The 18,038-nt window shown below is 64.2% G+C and carries 7 protein-coding genes and 1 pseudogene; 6 read left to right on the top strand and 2 right to left on the bottom strand.

Translation table 11 applies throughout. The annotated features are described in order from the left end of the window. The first annotated feature begins 11 nt into the window (after positions 1-11). From JHD63_RS05885 to JHD63_RS05910, 6 genes are all read left to right on the top strand, one after another. Positions 12-5,309 carry a DEAD/DEAH box helicase gene (locus JHD63_RS05885; protein ID WP_198969811.1) on the top strand — a complete coding sequence of 1,766 codons (5,298 nt, stop codon included), beginning with the start codon at positions 12-14 and terminating at the stop codon, positions 5,307-5,309. 8 nt (positions 5,310-5,317) lie between these two features. Continuing rightward, positions 5,318-8,110, top strand: a complete 2,793-nt coding sequence (locus tag JHD63_RS05890) for a helicase-related protein (RefSeq protein WP_198969812.1) — start codon at positions 5,318-5,320, stop codon at positions 8,108-8,110. A 20-nt stretch (positions 8,111-8,130) separates the two neighbouring features. Then, entirely contained in the window at positions 8,131-12,654 is a 4,524-nt protein-coding gene (locus JHD63_RS05895) for an Eco57I restriction-modification methylase domain-containing protein (protein ID WP_198969813.1), read from the top strand. 16 nt (positions 12,655-12,670) lie between these two features. Beyond that, positions 12,671-14,665, top strand: coding sequence for a hypothetical protein (locus JHD63_RS05900; protein ID WP_198969814.1), 1,995 nt, complete (start codon positions 12,671-12,673; stop codon positions 14,663-14,665). A gap of 11 nt (positions 14,666-14,676) precedes the next feature. Continuing rightward, positions 14,677-15,372 carry an HNH endonuclease gene (locus tag JHD63_RS05905; protein ID WP_198969815.1) on the top strand — a complete coding sequence of 232 codons (696 nt, stop codon included), beginning with the start codon at positions 14,677-14,679 and terminating at the stop codon, positions 15,370-15,372. 97 nt (positions 15,373-15,469) lie between these two features. Then, a complete protein-coding gene (locus JHD63_RS05910; RefSeq protein WP_198969816.1) occupies positions 15,470-16,297 on the top strand; it encodes a GNAT family N-acetyltransferase in 828 nt (275 codons plus the stop codon). Positions 16,298-16,743: 446 nt separating this feature from the next. Here the strand turns inward: JHD63_RS05910 and istB are convergent, their stop codons facing one another. Together istB and JHD63_RS05920 are read right to left on the bottom strand one after the other, a co-directional pair. Next, positions 16,744-17,547, bottom strand: a complete 804-nt coding sequence (gene istB, locus JHD63_RS05915) for an IS21-like element ISThsp10 family helper ATPase IstB (protein WP_198969817.1) — start codon at positions 17,545-17,547, stop codon at positions 16,744-16,746. Then, positions 17,537-18,038 (bottom strand): annotated as a pseudogene (locus tag JHD63_RS05920) (IS21 family transposase); the annotation flags it as partial. The pseudogene JHD63_RS05920 and the gene istB, both read right to left, overlap by 11 nt.

Below are 18,038 nucleotides of genomic sequence, written 5' to 3' on the forward strand. Positions count from 1 at the left end.
GGGTCGCAACCGTGGATGACGTGTTTCAGTTCCGCAGCCAGCTCGTCGAGCGGTACAGCCAGTTCTCACGCAGCTTCGTCGAGATCGCGGCCACCGACCTCAGGGACGAGGTCGAGCGCCAATACAAAGATGGCCGCTATTGGCCAGAACCGCTGGTTCAGATCAATCCCAATTACCAGCGCAAGGGGACGGTTCAATCGCTCGCGCGGGACGGCGTTCTGCATCCGGTCTGCGCGGACGTTTTTCAGGTGGCCAAGCCGGAGGGGAACCCTCAACCGCTGCACCTTTACGCCCACCAGCTCCAAGCGTTAGCCAAAGGGCAGTCTGGGCAGAGCTATATCGTGACCACCGGCACTGGCTCCGGCAAGTCCCTGTCGTTCTTCATACCGGTCATTGATCGCATCCTCAAGGCCAAGGCTTCTGGCGGGAAGGCTCGCACTCGCGCCATCGTCATCTACCCGATGAACGCCCTGGCGAACAGCCAACTGGAAGAACTTGAAAAGTTCCTGCATGGCTACGCGCCAGATGCGCGGCCATTCATCGTGGGTCGGTACACGGGGCAGGAAAGCAAGGCCGAGCGCGAAGCCATGGCGGACAACCCGCCTGACATCCTGCTGACCAATTTCATGATGCTGGAGTACATCCTCACGCGCTTTGACGACGATGAGCGCAAGGTGGTGGATCACTGCGAAGGCCTTGAGTTCCTGGTGCTGGATGAGCTTCACACGTACCGGGGGCGTCAGGGTGCAGACGTGGCGCTGCTTGTGCGCCGACTGCGCGAGCGGCTCAAGGCAGACAGCCTGGTCTGCATCGGCACATCGGCCACGATGTCCAGTGCCGACAAGCAGGCAGATCGAAACCGCACCGTCGCGGAAGTGGCATCCAAGCTATTCGGCACTGCCATCACCGAAAACGATGTGATCGGCGAGACGCTGGAGCGCGTCACCGATCCACTCAAGGATGTCGCTGCCATCGCCGCTGAGCTGCCCTCAGCCATCCAGCGGGATTCACACCAGTGGGTTGACTTCGATGCGTTTCGGCGCGACCCCTTGGCCGTCTGGGTCGAACTCAATCTGGGCATCGAGTTGCCCGAAAACGAACCGCCACGCCGCGCCAGGCCGATCACCCTTCAACACGCGAGCGAAAAACTCGCAACGGATGCTCGCTGCGAGGTCAGCGTTGCTCGCATCGCCCTTCAGCGATTTTTGGTGGCTGCCCACGAAATTCGCACCCCACAAGGGCGCGCGCCCTTTGCGTTCAAGCTGCACCAGTTCATCAGCGGCCCGGGCAAGGTGCTCACCACGCTCGAAGCCGAGGGCAAGCGCCATGTCACCCTTGACGCTCAACGCTTCGCTCCGGGCCGTCAAGCCGAGGGCGTCCATCTCTACCCCGCCCACTTCTGTCGAGACTGTGGCCAGGAATACCTGCCGGTCTGGAAATCAGGGAAGAGCCCGGTCAACTTCTTGCCGCGAGAAATCGACGATGTCAGCGCTGACGACAGTGAGGACGCGAACTACGGCTTTCTGTGCCCGGTCAACCCGAAGCAGCAGTACAGCGGGCTGATCGAAGACTTGCCGGAAACCTGGCTGGACTTGAGCCGCGACGAGCCCAAGATCAAACCCGCCTACAAGGCGGCACGCCCGTATCACGTCGCCGTTGACCTGCAAGGCCGCGACGGCTCAGGCGAGCCCTATTGGTTCATTCCAGGCAAGTTCCGCTTTTGCCTATCATGCAGCACCGTTCATGAGGCTCATGGCAAGGACGCCAACCGGCTGTCCAGCCTCTCCGGTGAAGGCCGTTCCTCAGCGACCACCATGATCGCGCTGAGCGCCTTGCAGCAGCTCTTCGCCTTGCCAGACCCGGCGGCCGGGCAGCCCGATCCGCGCAAACTGCTGGGCTTCACTGACAACCGACAAGACGCTGCGCTTCAGGCTGGTCACTTCAACGACTTCATCTTCCTCCTCACTCTGCGCGCCGGGCTGATTGGCGCCTTACAGGACAACGCCGGTGTGCTCAACGAAGAGCAGCTGGCTGATGCCGTGTTCAAGGCGCTCGGCTTTCAGCAGTTGGATGAAAGCACGCTGGTGGAGTACCTGAGGACACCCAAGCTCATGGGCCTGGCGCGGCAGGAAGCCCAGCGCACCTTGCGATTCATCATTGCCTATCGCCTGCTGCGTGACCTGCGCCGTGGCTGGCGCTACAACAACCCGAACCTGGATCAGCTAGACCTGCTGGCTGTCCGCTATCGAGCACTCAGCGAGTTCTGCGCAAACGCCACTGCGTTCAAGGACAGCAGCGTTCTGTCCGCCCTCACCTCGGCACAGCGTGCAAGTCTGTACGAGCTTCTGTTCGACACCTTGCGCAGAAACCTATGCCTTGAAACCCGCTACCTGGACCCCGTCGAACAAGACAAGGCACGCACCAGTGGCCACGCCTACCTCACCGAGCGCTGGGCCTTTGCTCCAGACGAAAAGCTCGAAACCGGCCGCTATCTCATCTTCAGCAAGCGCCCTGAATTCCGGGGCAGGCCACGTACCGATCTCGTCACCGGCGGCGCCCGCTCGCGCCTGCTGCGCAACATCAAGGCGGCCGAGCTATGGCGCAACTCCGCCTGTGTAGATCAGGTCAAGCGCTGGAAAGAAGCCGAATGGGTTGAGTTGATTGAGGACTTGCTGCGCGCAGCCAGCAACTATGGCTACGTGCAGAAGCACGCAATCGATGCCCACCTGGCCGGCTGGCGCCTCAACGCCGCCGCAATGGATTGGTGCCTGACCACCGACAAGGCTCCGGAAGCAGACAGCCGAGTCAACGTCTTCTTCCGCGAGCTGTACCTCAGCGTTGCCAACCTGCTGCGGCTGCCGTCTCATCCGCTGTTCGAGTTCGAAGCACAAGAGCACACCGCGCAGGTCGATGCGCCGCGCCGGCAGTTGCTGGAGCAACGGTTTCGCTACACCGACAAGGACCGCAACGACTGGGCACAGAACCCGGCGCACGAAGCCCCGCTGGAGCGTCTCCCGGTCATGTTCTGCTCGCCCACGATGGAGCTGGGTGTGGATATCTCGGCCCTCAATACCGTGTACCTGCGCAACATGCCGCCCACGCCGGCCAACTACGCGCAGCGCAGCGGGCGCGCCGGGCGCTCTGGCCAGCAGGCACTGGTCATCACTTACTGTGCAGCACTCAGCCCGCACGACCAATGGTTCTTCCACCATGCCAACGACATGGTGCATGGTGTGGTTCGAGCGCCCACACTCGACCTCGCCAACCGCGATCTGGTGGACAGCCACCTTCAGGCCGTCTGGCTCGCCAGCACCCAGGTGAAGCTCGACCCCAGCATCGCGCCCATGCTCGACCTGGACCAGCCCAGCAAGCCGTTGAAGAAGCAATACCTCGACGCGCTCAGTGCCCCAGAAGCGCGACAGCGGGCGCTTGCCAGCACGCAACGCGTCGTTGACCAGCTCCAGACTGAACTCGACGGTAGCCATTGGTTCACCGAGCAGTACGTGCAGCAGGTGATCGACCGAGCCCCTGCGCAGTTCTCAGAGGCCCTGGAGCGCTGGCGCAAGCTCTTCGAGGCAACCCGGCGGCAGATGGACATGGCCGACCAGATCGTCAAGAGCCACACCGCCTCACATGCTGAGCGCCAGAACGCGCAGCGCCGCTACGGCGATGCGGCCCGGCAATACGCCGTGCTGCTCAAGTCGGGCAACAGCCAGAACACCGACTTCTACACCTACCGCTATCTGGCTAGCCAAGGCTTCTTGCCCGGCTACAACTTCCCCCGCCTGCCACTCATGGCATGGATTCCTGCGCGCGGCGGTCAATCCGGCACAGGCAAGGAAGACGAGGGAAGCATGGTCAGCCGGCCGCGCTTTCTTGCGCTGTCTGAGTTCGGCCCGCGTAGCCTCATTTACCACCAGGGGCGCATGTACCGGGTCGTGCGCGCCAAACTCAATGTGGGCAACGCCGACCATGTGTCGAGCAACAGCCAGCTCTCAACCATCTCCTCGCTGGTGTGCAGCCAATGTGGCTATGGCCACCTGGCTGAGGCTGGTGAGGTGCAACCGCTGGTCAACCGCTGCGAGAACTGCGACGCCCTGCTAACCGAGAGCGACTGGGTGCGCGAGCTGTACCGGATCGAGACCGTCGAGACCGTGCCGGTTGAGCGCATCTCGATCAACGACGAAGACCGCCAAAGGCAGGGCTTCGAGTTGCAGACCACCTACCGCTTTTTGCCCGGGCCTGACGGTCGCATCCAGCAGCAAAAAGCCGATGTCTTGCAGGGTGCAGACAGCCTGGCCGAACTGACCTATGCCCCCGCCGCGCGCATCTGGCGCATCAACCGGGGCTGGCGTCGTCGCAAGGACAAGGAACAACTCGGCTTCTACATCAACCCCATCACCGGCACCTGGAGCAAGCAGGACGCTCCTGACGGTGGAGACGACGCCGGCAACGATGACAACCTCATGGACGCGGTGCCCAACCAGCGCATCGTCCCGTTCGTTGAAGACCACCGCAATCTGCTGATCCTCGCGCCCCTTCACCCCCTGCCACTGGAAGCCATGGCCACTTTGCAGGCTTCGCTTAAACGAGGCATCGAGATGACCTTCCAGATCGAGGAGTCCGAGTTGGTGGCAGAGCCCCTGCCCAAGCTCGACGAGCGCCGCGCCCTGCTGTTCTACGAAGCTGCCGAGGGCGGCGCTGGCGTGCTGACCCGCCTGGCCAACGACCCCGCCAGCCTGGCCATGGTGGCCAGCAACGCCTTGCAGGTCATTCACCACCGTGTGCCTGAGGACGGCATCTGGCGCCTGCAAGACCTGCCCGCTCTGGAAGACACCGATGACCACGGCAACCGCCGTTGCGAAGCCGGCTGCTACCAATGCCTGCTGTCCTACTTCAACCAGCCCGATCACGAGCACATCAACCGCCGCAACCCCGAGGTACTCAAGTTGCTAGTGGCCATGGCCAATGCGCAAGTGCAAGCCAGGCCCAGCATGGTCGCATCAGTCGCGCCAGACTCTGCCCCCCAGACCATGCTCGACGACACTCCGCTAACTCGCTGGTTGACCGCATTGCAGCAAGCGGGGTTCCCCACACCGGATGCGGTGAATGTCACCGTCAATCAAGGGGCTGCAACGGCCGCCGCCCAGTACAAAGCTGCTCGCGCCCTAGTGTTCCTCGCGCCGGTGGACGCTGCAACCTCAGCGACGCTGCACGACAAGGGCTGGCAGGTGCTCGACTTCTCTGACCCCAACAGCTGGCAGGCCAGCTTTGCCAAACACGCGACGGTGTTTGGCTCCGCACGCTGACTCGCTCCATGACCGCACTTCAACACGACTTCCTCCCTGGCAACCTCGTTCGCGCCCGGGGCCGCGAATGGGTGGTTCAAGCCGACTCCCGACGCGACTGGCTACGGCTGCGCCCCCTCGGGGGCGCGCAAGACGAAACGACTGCCTTAATCCCCGAGCTGGAGTTGCAGCCCGTCGAGCCCGCCACTTTTGCCCCGCCAGAACCATCGCGGCCGGGTAACCACGCCGCTGCCGTCTTGCTGCGTGACGCCCTGCGCCTCACCTTGCGGTCGGGAGCCGGCCCCTTCCGTTCCTTCGGCAACATCGCCGTGGAACCGCGCGGCTACCAACTCGTGCCGCTGCTGATGGCCCTGCGCCTGTCCACCGTGCGCCTGCTGATCGCAGATGACGTGGGCGTCGGCAAGACTGTCGAGGCTGGGCTGATCGCCCGCGAGCTGATGGATCGAGGCGAGATCACGCGCCTGGCCGTGCTCTGTCCGCCACACTTGGTGGAGCAGTGGCAATCCGAGCTGGAAGAGCGCTTCAACCTTCAGGCCATCGCGCTCACCGCATCCTCCGCTGCTCGCGTCGAACGTGAGTTGCCCCACGGCTTGAGCCTGTTCGATCACCACCCGGTGGTCGTCGTGAGCCTCGACTACATCAAGAGCGAACGGAACCGCGAGCAGTTCATCGCCACCGCTCCCGAGTGCATCGTGGTGGACGAGGCCCACACCTGCGTCAGCAGCGGCACCGGCAAGCAGTTGCGCTTCGAGCTGCTGCAGCGCCTGGCCAAAGACGCGCAACGCCACCTCATCCTGCTCACCGCGACCCCGCACTCGGGCGACGAAGCAGCGTTCTACAACCTGCTCTCCCTGCTCGATCCGCGCTTTCTGGATCTGCAGGGGCGCATGTCCGCCAATGACCCGCTGCGTCAGGAGCTGGCACGCCACTTCGTACAGCGCCGCCGCAAAGACATCGCCGAGTGGCAGGCCGAAACCCAAGACGGCCGGGGCTTTGCCCGCCGCATGAAGACCGAGCTGACCTACCAACTCAGCGGCGCATGGGGCCAGTTTTTTGACACTGTGCAGGACTACTGCCGTGAGCTGGCCGAAAGCGCCGAGCGGGCTGGCACCGCTGGCGGCGCCGGGCTGATGTGGTACGCCACCCTGGCCCTGCTGCGTTGCGTGGCGTCATCACCAGCTGCTGCCGCCAAAGCACTTACCACCCGGCTTGAAGGCACGCCATCAGCCGAAGACCTGCTGGCCGATGAGCGCCTGCACGACGGCGAGGCCGACGATCTTTCCGCCAGCGACCTGGAGCCCCCCGGCCAGGTTCAAGACACCTCGCGCCTGCAAGCCCTCATCGTCAGCGCCCAGCGCCTCTCCGGCCAAGAGGGCGACCCCAAGCTCGCCGCACTCATCGAGCATATTGACCAACTGCTCCGCGAGGGCTTCCACCCCGTCGTGTTCTGCCGCTACATCGCCACGGCGCACTACGTTGCAGGCAACCTCAAGGCGCATTTCCCATCGGCCACCATCGAGGCGATCACTGGCGAACTCACGCCCGAGGAACGGCGCGAGCGGGTGGAAGAGATGGCCGAGGCTGAAAGCCGCATCCTCGTCGCCACCGACTGCCTGTCCGAGGGCATCAACCTCCAGCACCTGTTCACCGCCGTCGTCCACTACGACCTGGCCTGGAACCCCACCCGCCACGAACAACGCGAAGGCCGCGTGGATCGCTTCGGTCAGCAGGCACCTGAAGTGCGTTGCACCATGCTTTACGGGCAAGACAACCCTATCGACGGCTTTGTGCTCCAGGTCATCCTGCGCAAGGGCGAGGCCATCCAGAAGGAATTGGGCGTGATGGTGCCGCTGCCGGAGGACGATGCCCGCATCAACCAAGCCCTGGTCAAGGCCGCCCTGATGCGCCGTGAACACCGCGCGCAGGCCCCCTCACTGCAAACCGCCTTCGACTTCGGTGAACCGGAGCGCCTGCTCGCCCCTCTGCAGGCCCGCTGGCAAGACGCGCTGGACAAAGCCAAGGCCAACCGCACCGTCTTCGCCCAGCGCCGCATCCGCCCCGATGAAGTGCTGCCCGAATGGCACAAGCAGCAGCAGGCACTGGGCGCGCAGGCCGACGTGCAGCGCTTCCTGCACAGCGCCTGCGTTCGGCTGGGCTCACCGTTGGAGAACACCCGCCGCCCCCACCAAGCGCGATTCACGCCCCAACACCTGCCCGAGCCCCTGCGTCTGCGCTTGGCTGACGAAGGCATCGCGTCGCCCCAGTTGATTGACCTGAACGAGCTGCACCGCAGTCATCCGCTGGTGAGCCTACTGGCCCAGCACCTGCTGGAAGACGCCCTCAGCGGCGAGAGCCCCCTTGCGGCCCGCTGCGCCGTCACCCTCACCAACGATGTCGAGGTGGCCACCACCCTCTACCTGCTGCGCCTGCGCCACCAGCTCAGCTACGTGCGCCGCCGCGAGCCCTTCCAGATGATGGCCGAGGAGACGGTGGCCCTGGCCGTGCGTGGTCGCACCCAGCCTGAGTGGCTGGTCGATGACCAAGCCGCCCGCCTCATCGAATGCACGCCCAGCGGCAACTTGCCACCCGAGGCGGTGCAGCGCGAACTGCGCCTGGCGCTGGACTTTCTGGCCGCCAACCCCGAGCCCATGCAGCAACTCACCCAGCAGCGCGCCAAGACCCTGCTGGCCGACCACCAGCGCGTCCGAGAAGCTGCACGCGATGTCGGTCAGCACCACGTCAAGCCCTGTCTGCCGGTGGATGTGATCGGCGTGTACGTGCTGCTGCCCGACTCGCTGTAAGCGGCGGCACCGAGAACAACATGAAACGCATCCGCAACAGCCCGCGCCGCGCCACACTCGACCTGCCCACGCTCAAGCTCGAAGGCAACCTATTCCTGCCCGACCAGTTGGAGAAAGCCGCCCAAGGCCGCGCCCAAGACCAGACCGAGGCCGACTTCGGCGTGCCCAAGGGCGTCAAGCTCAAGGACGAGTACAGCCGGGCCTTCCAGATCGCCTGCGCGCAGTGGCAGCACTTTGCTGCCCAGCACAACCGCGCCGACCTGAATGCCCACCGGCTCACCGAAGGCTTCGTGACCGAGCTGTTGCGCGATGCCCTGGGCTACACGCCGGTGCAGCCCGCCACCGCCGTGTCGGCCCAAGGCCTGAGCTATCCGGTCAGCCTGATGGCCGGCCCCGCTGGCAGCGTACCCGTGCTGATCGCCCCGCACGACCTCGGCCTGGACGATGCCGACCCGCGCTTCGCCGTGTCCGGCAGTGGCAGCCGAAAAAAATCTGCCTTTCAGGCCATGCAGGAGCTGCTCAATGCCAGCCCCGACCACACCTGGGGCCTCATCAGCAACGGCCTGCAACTACGCCTGCTGCGCGACGCCGCCTCGCTCACCCGCCCCACCTATCTGGAGGTGGACTTGGCCGACCTGCTCGGCGGCAGCCGCTACGCCGAGTTCGCCAATGTGTGGCGCCTGCTGCATGGCAGCCGCGCCCCGCAGCAAGCGGGCACAGCCTGCAAAACCTGCATATGGGAGCGCTGGCGCGAGGCCGGCCAGGTAGAAGGCACCCGCGTGCGCGAGGGCCTGCGCAACGGCGTGGAGCAAGCCCTGCTCACCCTAGGTGAAGGCTTCTTGCAACACCCCGCCAACGAGGCACTACGCACCGCGCTTCATGACGGCAGCCTCAGCAAAGACGCCTACTTCCAGCAACTGCTGCGCCTCATCTATCGGCTGATCTTCGTATTCACCGTCGAAGAGCGCGGCGTGCTGCACACCCCAGACGACAGCGCGGAATCCATCGCCGCCCGCCGCGCCTATGCCGAGGGCTACGCGCTCGCCCGCCTGCGCGAGGTCTGCCTCAAGCGCCGAGCCCGCAACCGGCACGACGACCACTGGCAGGCCATACGCATCGTCTTCAAGGGCCTGGCCGACGGCCAGCCGCGCCTGGCCCTGCCTGCGCTGGGCGGACTGTTCGCGCCTGACCAATGCCCGCAGCTCGACGCCGCTGGTCTCAGTAACACCCACCTGCTCGCCGCCATCGGCCACCTGCGCTGGGCTCGGGTCACCCAAGGCCGGGCCAGCAGCCTCAGCCCCGTGGACTACCGCAACATGGGGCCAGAGGAGCTGGGCAGCGTGTACGAAAGCCTGCTGGAGCTGGTGCCCACCATCGACCTGCCCGCGCGCCGCTTCGGCTTCGTCGGTATCACCGAAGAAGGCAGCACCGCCGGCAACGCCCGCAAGACCTCGGGCAGCTACTACACGCCAGACAGCCTGGTGCAGGAGCTGATCAAGAGCGCGCTCGACCCCATCATCGAGCAGCGCTTGGCCGCCAACCCGGCCCAGCCCACCGAGGCCCTGCTCGCCATCCGCGTCATTGACCCGGCCTGCGGCAGCGGCCACTTCCTGCTGGCAGCCGCCCGCCGCCTGGCCGAGAAGCTGGCTCAACTGCGCAGTCTGCAAGGTGGGCAGGAAGGCGCCGTCAAGCCGCAGGACTACCGTCACGCCCTACGCGACGTGGTGGCCCGCTGCATCTACGGCGTGGACCGCAACCCCATGGCCATCGAGCTGGCCCGCACCGCCCTGTGGCTGGAGGGCTTTGAGGAAGGCCGACCGCTGGGCTTCCTCGACCACCATCTGCAAGTGGGCGACGCGCTGCTGGGCCTGACTGACCTCAAGGCGCTGGAACTCGGCATCGCCAAAGACGCATTCAAGCCCCTGAGCGGCGACGACAAAGAGGTGTGCAAGCAGCTCGCCAAAGCCAACGCCGCCGCGCTGAAAGATCTGGCGAAGAAGCGCGAGGCCCGCGCCTTTGGCCAGATGGACGTGCCCAGCCAATCCGGCAGCGGCCTAGCCGAGCTGCAAGCCCTGGAGGCCCTGCCGGAGGACAGCTCCGAACAAATCACCGCCAAGGCAGCAGCCTACGGCGCCTACTTGCGCCAAGCCCGGAGCAGCCACCTGGCGCAAGCCGCTCACCTGCTGCTGGGCGCCTACCTGTTGCCGAAGCGGGTCGATACCGCCGGCGGCATCCCCACCACCGCCACCCTCTACCTCACCCTGCAAGGCGTGCCCCTCCCGGCCGACCAGCACGGCGCCCTGGCTGCGGCGCAAGCCGCTTGCAGCGAGGCCCGCGTGTTTCATTGGCCGCTGGCCTTTCCGCAGGTGTTTGCGCAGGGTGGCTTCGACTGTGTGCTGGGCAACCCGCCGTGGGAGCGCATCAAGCTGCAAGAGGAAGAGTTCTTCGCCACCCGCCATCGCGATGTGGCCCTGGCCAAGAACAAGGCCGAGCGCGCCCAGCGCATCCAGTGGCTGAGCGAGGGCCGGCTGGCCCAGCAGCTCTTCCCGCAGCACGAGCACCCGCCGCATGAGTGCGAAGCCGAGCAGCGGCTTCACGGCGAATTCATCAGCGCGCGCCGCACGGCGGAGGCCGCCAGCCTGTATGCGCACGTGAAGGGAGAGGACGGCGGGCGCTATCCGCTGACCGGCAGGGGAGACTTGAACACTTACGCGCTGTTCTCGGAGAGCATCAACCAGATCACTCACGCAGCCGGACGCGCTGGCTTCATAGTGCCAACAGGTATTGCCACTGATGACGGCACCAAGGCGTACTTCGGGCACCTCGCTCAGCAGGGACGCTTGGTGAGTCTGCTCGGATTCTGGGAAATCCGACGACTCTTCCCCGGGACAGACAGCCGAGATGCCTTTTGTCTTCTCACGATCGGCACAGCGTCGAAAGCCGACTTCATCTTCCATGCGAAAGAACTGGCTGACCTCGGGGACGAAAGACGCCTTTTCAGCCTGACACCGGCCGAGTTCCGCCTGATCAATCCGAACACACTCACGTGCCCCGTCTTTCGCAGCAAGCACGATGCCGAGCTGACCAAAAAGATCTACCGCACTGCGCCCGTGCTCATCGACGAAAAGCGGCCAGACGGCAATCCGTGGGGCATCAACTTCTCAGTGATGTTGCACATGTCCGGCGATAGCCATTTGTTCGCTGACGCGCCGGCTGCGGGCCTGCTGCCACTCTACGAAGCCAAGCTGATCCATCAGTTCGACCACCGTTGGGCCACCTACGAAGCGGACGGCGACAACCGCGACATGACCGATGAAGAAAGGGTAGACCCAAGCCGCACGACGACGACGCGCTACTGGGTGAGCCAAGCTGAGGTCGAGAAACGCCTGCAAGACAAAGGTTGGACGCGGGGTTGGCTGATGGGCTGGCGAGACATCTGCCGCGCGACTGACGAGCGAACGGTGATTGCCAGCGTGATGCCGCGTGTGGGCGTGAACCACAAAACCCCGCTCTTCTTTGCCGGCCCAGGTCTGTCGGTCAAACAAAGTGCTGCCTTGCTCGCCAACTTCGATGCGCTGGCGCTCGATTACGTGGCTCGTCAAAAGGTCGGCGGGACTTCGCTCGCCTACTTCTATTTGAAGCAGCTCCCGTTCCTACCGCCGGAACGGTACACGGACACAGACCTCGCTTTCATTGTCCCGCGCGTACTGGAACTCACCTACACCGCTCACGACCTGCAAGCCTGGGCACAAGACCTGGGCTTTGAGGGCCCGCCCTTCACCTTCGACCCCGACCGCCGCGCCGAAATTCGTGGCGAGCTGGACGCCTACTACGCCCGCCTCTATGACTTGCACGAGGACGAGCTTCGCTACATCCTCGACCCCGCCGACGTGATGGGCGCAGACTACCCGAGCGAGACCTTTCGGGTGTTGAAGAACCGAGAGATGAAGGAGTTCGGCGAGTACCGCACCCAGCGGCTGGTGCTTCGCGAGTTTCGACGCATGGCCCTCGCGGATGAACACGGCCAGCCCTACGCCAGCTTGCTGAGCCCGCCCCCGGGCGTGCAGGCGCCGCCCAGCTATTCAGACCATGGCGTGATCCAGGACGAGACTGATGCCCACCTCGCCGGCTTGCTGCTCACCCTGATCGAGCAGGGGCAGCGATTGCCTCGGCGAGAGCTGAACGACGTGTTCGTGCTGGCGGGGCAGACCGAGCTGCACGAGCGCTTGCTCGATGTCCAAGGTCTTGCCCTTGTGCGCAACTTCATGCAGTCGCACGTCGGCGTTTTTGAGGCTGCGCGCGTGGCGGGCGACCGTCTCCACCAGTGGCTTCGCCACTTCGAGGCCCGAGGGGTGATCCGCATGATTTCGGCTGGCGACTTGGTCGAGCGCATTGCAAACGTGCCCTTGCCCGCTGAAGTGCGCGTGAGCGCCCAGACCGCGCCCGTGGCGATCTTGCTGGCCAGAGCCGCCAAGCAAGCCTTTGCGGCGCTGACATCGGCCGACGAAACCCCGGCGGCAACGCCGTCAAAGAAACAAGCCTGACGAAGAGGGCCGCACCGTGGAGCCACTGACCCAGCACCTGCCCACCGACCGAAGCGCCCCCCGTTTGTGGTTCGAGCGGTTGGCGATCTTCAGCGAACCGGGCGACGAGCACGTCTTCCGCTCGGTGCCGCTGCGGCGCGGCCTGAACATCATCTGGGCCAAGGAGCCGGCTGCGGGCAGCGCGAAAGGCAGCCGCGCCGCTGGGCACGGTGTGGGCAAGACCTCGCTATGCCTGTTGCTGCGCCTATGCCTGGGCGATACGTCCAAAGCCGTAGCGGAGCTGCGCGAAGAGCTGTTCAGCGAGTTCGCACAGGGTGGCGTCATCGGTGTGCTGCATGTGGACGGCAACGCCTTCACGGTGTGCCGCTACTTCAACCCGCACAAGGTCGGTGTGGCGACCCCGGGCACGGACATCACGGCGATCTGGACTCGTGAGACTGAAATCAACGACCGCGATTTCGTGAAGCAGCTCGGCGACACCATGATGAGCCGGGTCTCGCCCCGCAACATCCCAGAGACCGGCCAGGCCATTGAGTGGCGGCACTTGCTGGCCTGGGTCAGCCGCGACCAAGGCGCGCGCTTCAAGGCCTTCTACGACTGGCGCGACGGCGAAGGCAACATGCTGCAACGCCAGCGCCAAGACCCACCCATCGTGATGCGTGCCGTGCTTGGACTGCTGGATCAAGGTGAGACCGCGCTGCTGAGCGAGACGGCCAAGCTGGAGGAATCGCTCAAAGCAGCGAAGGAGAAGGTCGAGGAACTGCTCAAGGAGCCGGCGCTGATCCGGCGCCGCATTGAGAGCAGCCTGCGGGCACAAGGGCAACTGCCGGAGGATTTGCCGATCCGTACCGACGACTTCTTTGTTGACTCCGTGGCGAGCCGTATCGACATGGCGGGAAAACAAGCCGAGGCTCGACTACAAAAGTTGCAAGCCGAACAGGACAAGGCCGACGAAGCGCTTGCTGATCTGCGCGCCGACCTGAAGCGGAAACAGGCCGAGTACGCCGAGGCCGACCTGATGTGCCAATTGGCGGACAAGGCCCGCCAAGGCGACGAGCAGGCTTACTCGGCGCTTGGCGCGCAGCTTATGGCGCTTCAGCAACTGGCCGGCCATTGCAAGCACGGTAATGTTGCTTTCGGTGAGTGCCAGCATGTACAGGCCGAGATCAACCAGCTAAAGCAGTTCAGCTTTCGTGATACCCGGGACCGGCCCAACCTCAAGCTTGCGATGGAGGCGTCCATTTCGCGTGCCGGCGCCGCCCTATTACGCAAGAACGACTTGCATCGTTTGGTCACGACCATGCAGGACAACGAGAAGACCCTGGTTGCTTCCCAGAGCAAGGCCCGGCTCGCAACACGGACGGCCCAAATGGAGGCCAACAAATGGCCCGCCTTGCTGGAGGAGCTGAGCCGCTGGGATGGCGCTGCGGGGTCGGCAAAGGCACAGGCTGACATCGACGCAGCGCGTGCCCACAGCGTGCAGGTCGCGCAGGAGCTGGGACGCGCGCAAACCCAACTCGCGGTCGCAAAGCTGAACAAGTCTGACCGTGAGAAGATTTTGGCCGCAATCATCGACGGGCTGACGCAGCAGTTGCTCCCCGACGGCGCCTTCGGCAGTTTCGACCCGCATGACGAGCAGCGGCCGTTCCGCATTTCGCTCCGAGGCGGCGAAGCCTTTCGGGTGTTGGAGGTATTGCTCGGGGACATGGCCTGCATGCTGGACAGCCCCCGGAAGGACGGAGCCCTCCCAGGGCTCTTCATCCACGACTGCCCCCGGGAAGCGGACATGAGCACGGGGCTCTACGAGAACTTCTTGTCGCTGATGAGTGAACTTCACAGCGAGCACTTCCCGCATGGGGAATTGCCCTTTCAGTACATCGTCACGACCACCACGCCACCGCCAGGCGACCTGCAAGGGGACGCGGTGCGCCTGACACTCGACCCCAGCACTGACGATGGGCTGCTGTTCTGCAAGCGCTTCAACGGCGAGCGGCAACAGGCTTTGCAGTAGGTCACTGGCACATGAACCCGTTGCAGCGAGCGCTGATCGAGAAACTGGGCCACGATCACGGCTTTGAGCATGCGCTTCCAGGCGACCCGCACACGGTAGCGCTGGCTTCCGCACGACATAGCGCGCGGGCTGAAGTGACTCTGCTCCCTGGTGTGGAAGGTCTGCTTCTGACGGTGGAAGCGGCCACGCCGGCACTGCTGCCGGAGATGCGACAGACTTTCCCCAGTCTGTGCGCCGCCGCCGGCTTCGCCGCATCAACCGAAGCCGAACTGGCGGCTCTGCTGCGCCGTGCCGCCAGCTTGGCGAGGGCCTTGCCAAGCCAAGCGGCGAAAGACTTCGAGAGTGAGGTTTCGCGCCAGCTGGGCGAGCTTACCAACGGCCTTGGCGACACCGAGGTGGAACGCTTGGTGCGACAGCGTGTAGGGCAGCAAAAGTACCGCAGCGCCATGCTCGACTACTGGGGCGGCGCATGCGCCGTGACGGGTTTGGCCTTGCCTGAACTGCTGCGCGCCAGCCACGCCAAGCCCTGGGCCGAGTGCAGCAGCGATGCCGAACGCCTTGATGTGTTCAACGGCTTCCTGCTGGTGGCCAACCTGGACGCGTTGTTCGACGGCTTCCTGGTCAGCTTCGACGATGCCGGCGTAATGCTGTGTCACCACGCCTGTCAGCCGACGACCAGAACCGCCTCGGCCTGCAGCCGGGCATGACGCTCCGATGGCTGAGCGATGCGCATCGCAGCTATTTGGCATGGCACCGCGAACGGTTGATCGCTGTTGCACGGCGATCAGCCAAGGAGCTGGGCCGATGACACTACCTGCATTTGACGACGCCTGGCGCGGCAAGCAGCGAATCAAACCTCCAGTCTTCATCCTGGAAGTTCGTGACCGGCGCATTCCGAATGGCGAGCCAATTGCCATGCTTTTCGTCCAGCGTGAGGAAAGCTACCGGCGCGACGACAGGGACGGGCAGATGTACGAGGCTTCGATCCGCCTGTCCTACCAAACCATCGAGGCCAAACACTCGTTCCGATCCCGGGTCAGTGGGACATTTGACGGTAGCTATTCACGAGGCTTCCGCGACGGTGAAGCGTCGGTCTCGTTGGTGGGAGGAGCGCTCTTCCTTGATCCGGCCGAGCTACGCGGCCAGCGGATAGGCACCTACCTAATGAACGAAATCGTGACCTGGGCGCAGCAGTGGCCAGAGGCAACCGTCAGGCCGATCAAGCTGCTGTCTGGCCAGGCTGAAGAGGAAAACCGCACAAGGCGCAACCGCTTCTACGAACGCTTCGGCCTGAAGTTCGCGTACAGCGACCCTGAGCATCGGGAAGGCGTTTCCAAGCAAATGCCAGTGAAAGAGCTGACCCCAGTCACGTCCTGGGAGGCGAACATCCGCGAACGCGACCCGCGCGAGTACCTGGCCGAGCTGCTCTTCGAGCGCGAACGTATGGCGATAGAAGCGTCACGGCACGATACGGTCATCAAGCGCCAGTCCGCACAACTGGAAGACGCCAGACGCCACCCCGTTCGCTGGGCTGCACGGCACTTGTGGTGGCGGTTGCAGCCCGTACTCATGCAAGCCGCGCTGCTGCTTGCGGTCGGCGTGCTTGCATGGCTTGGGCTACGGTTGCGGTGAGCCGTTGATCCAGCGCCAGCGCTCAGATGCCACATTGCCTGGCTGGTTGTTCGCACCGTTAGCAGAGGGGTGTCGGCACAGTTGGCGGCATGTTCTCATCGCCATGGTTGGCACATAGTCGCACAGTGGGTGCCACGTTGCTCGCACATTGAAGGCCGTGGTGTTGACGCATTCCACGCTGGACGCAGCCTGATTTGACGCCGTCCCCAGCCGATTCGCACATTCTTTGTGCCGGCCCGCCCGAGCACAAAGAATGTGGCCGCTGGCCCGGATTTCGGCAGAAATTTGGGCTGGCGGCCAATGGGGACAGCGTCACAGCGCATGCGTCCAACGTCTCTCAGGTTGAAACCGGGTTGCGGCCATGTGCCGCGTTTGTTGATTTCCATGCAACCGCAACCCACCATTTCCATCTCGATCTGACCCACCCTGGTTCGTGAACTTCACGCTCACGTTGTGGATAAGTTCTTGGTCGCCTTCTCCTTCTTGGTGGTCTGTGGTGGTTGCTGTGCGGAGCTGTTCTTGAACCGATAGCTGTCGTTGCCGGTTTCCAGAATATGGCAGTGATGCGTGAGCCGGTCCAGCAGCGCCGTGGTCATCTTGGCATCGCCGAACACATTGGCCCACTCGCTAAAGCTCAGGTTGGTGGTGATCACGACGCTCGTGCGCTCGTACAGCTTGGACAGCAGGTGAAACAGCAAGGCTCCTCCTGACGTGCTGAACGGCAGGTAGCCCAGTTCATCCAGGATCACCAGATCGGCATAGGCCAACCGGTGGGCCAACTGTCCAGGCTTGCCGTTGGCCTTCTCCTCTTCCAGTGCATTGACCAGCTCCACCGTGGAGAAGAACCGCACCCTGCGGTGATGGTGCTCGATGGCTTGCACCCCGAGGGCTGTGGCGATGTGGGTCTTGCCGGTACCCGGGCCACCCACCAGCACCACGTTGTTGGCGTTCTCCAAGAATTCGCAGCGGTGCAGTTGGCGCACCAGTGCCTCGTTCACCTCGCTATGGCTGAAGTCAAAGCCCGCCATGTCCCGGTACGCAGGGAACTTGGCCACCTTCAATTGGTAGGCCACAGAGCGCACTTCGCGCTCGGCGGTCTCGGCCTTGAGCAGTTGGGACAGGATGGGCTTTGCTGCATCGAAGGCCGGCGCGCCTTGCTCGGCCAGTTCCGCAACAGCCTGGGCCATGCCGTGCATCTTGAGCTCGCGCAACATGATCACGATGGAAGCGATGGCAGGGTCATGACGCATAGCGCACCTCCCTCAATTGGTCGTAGCGAAGCACATTGGCCTGGGGTTCCACCGCCAGCTTGAGGGCCTGCGGCGATGTGACCGGTGCTGGAGCGGGCTTGCCGTCCAGCAGGCGGTGCAGCACGTTCAGGATGTGGGTCTTGCTGGCAGCCCCTGACTCCAGTGCCAACTCCACTGCAGCGAGCACAGCCTGTTCATCGTGGTGCAGCACCAGTGCCAGTACCTCCACCATCTCCCGGTCGCCGCCGGGTTGCTTGAGCAAGGTGGCCTGCAGTCGCTTGAAGGCCGCTGGCAGTTCCAGGAACGGAGCACCGTTGCGCAAGGCTCCAGGTTTGCGCTGCAGCACCGCCAGGTAGTGGCGCCAGTCGTAGACGGTCTGTCCCGCACCATGGTGGTTGCGTTCGATCAGGCGCTGATGCTCGCACACGATCTGGCCTTCGGCCGCGACCACCAGGCGATCTGCGTAGACCCGCAGGCTCACCGGCCGGTTG

Source organism: Xylophilus sp. ASV27, from assembly GCF_016428875.1.
Classification (GTDB): domain Bacteria; phylum Pseudomonadota; class Gammaproteobacteria; order Burkholderiales; family Burkholderiaceae_C; genus Xylophilus.

What these genes read in the sequence shown, in the direction of transcription:
- JHD63_RS05890 (WP_198969812.1), top strand. Translation starts at nt 5,318, where the DNA reads ATGACCGCACTTCAACACGACTTCCTCCCTGGCAACCTCGTTCGCGCC.
- JHD63_RS05895 (WP_198969813.1), top strand. Translation starts at nt 8,131, where the DNA reads ATGAAACGCATCCGCAACAGCCCGCGCCGCGCCACACTCGACCTGCCC.
- JHD63_RS05905 (WP_198969815.1), top strand. Translation starts at nt 14,677, where the DNA reads ATGAACCCGTTGCAGCGAGCGCTGATCGAGAAACTGGGCCACGATCAC.
- JHD63_RS05910 (WP_198969816.1), top strand. Translation starts at nt 15,470, where the DNA reads ATGACACTACCTGCATTTGACGACGCCTGGCGCGGCAAGCAGCGAATC.
- istB (WP_198969817.1), bottom strand. Translation starts at nt 17,547, where the DNA reads ATGCGTCATGACCCTGCCATCGCTTCCATCGTGATCATGTTGCGCGAG.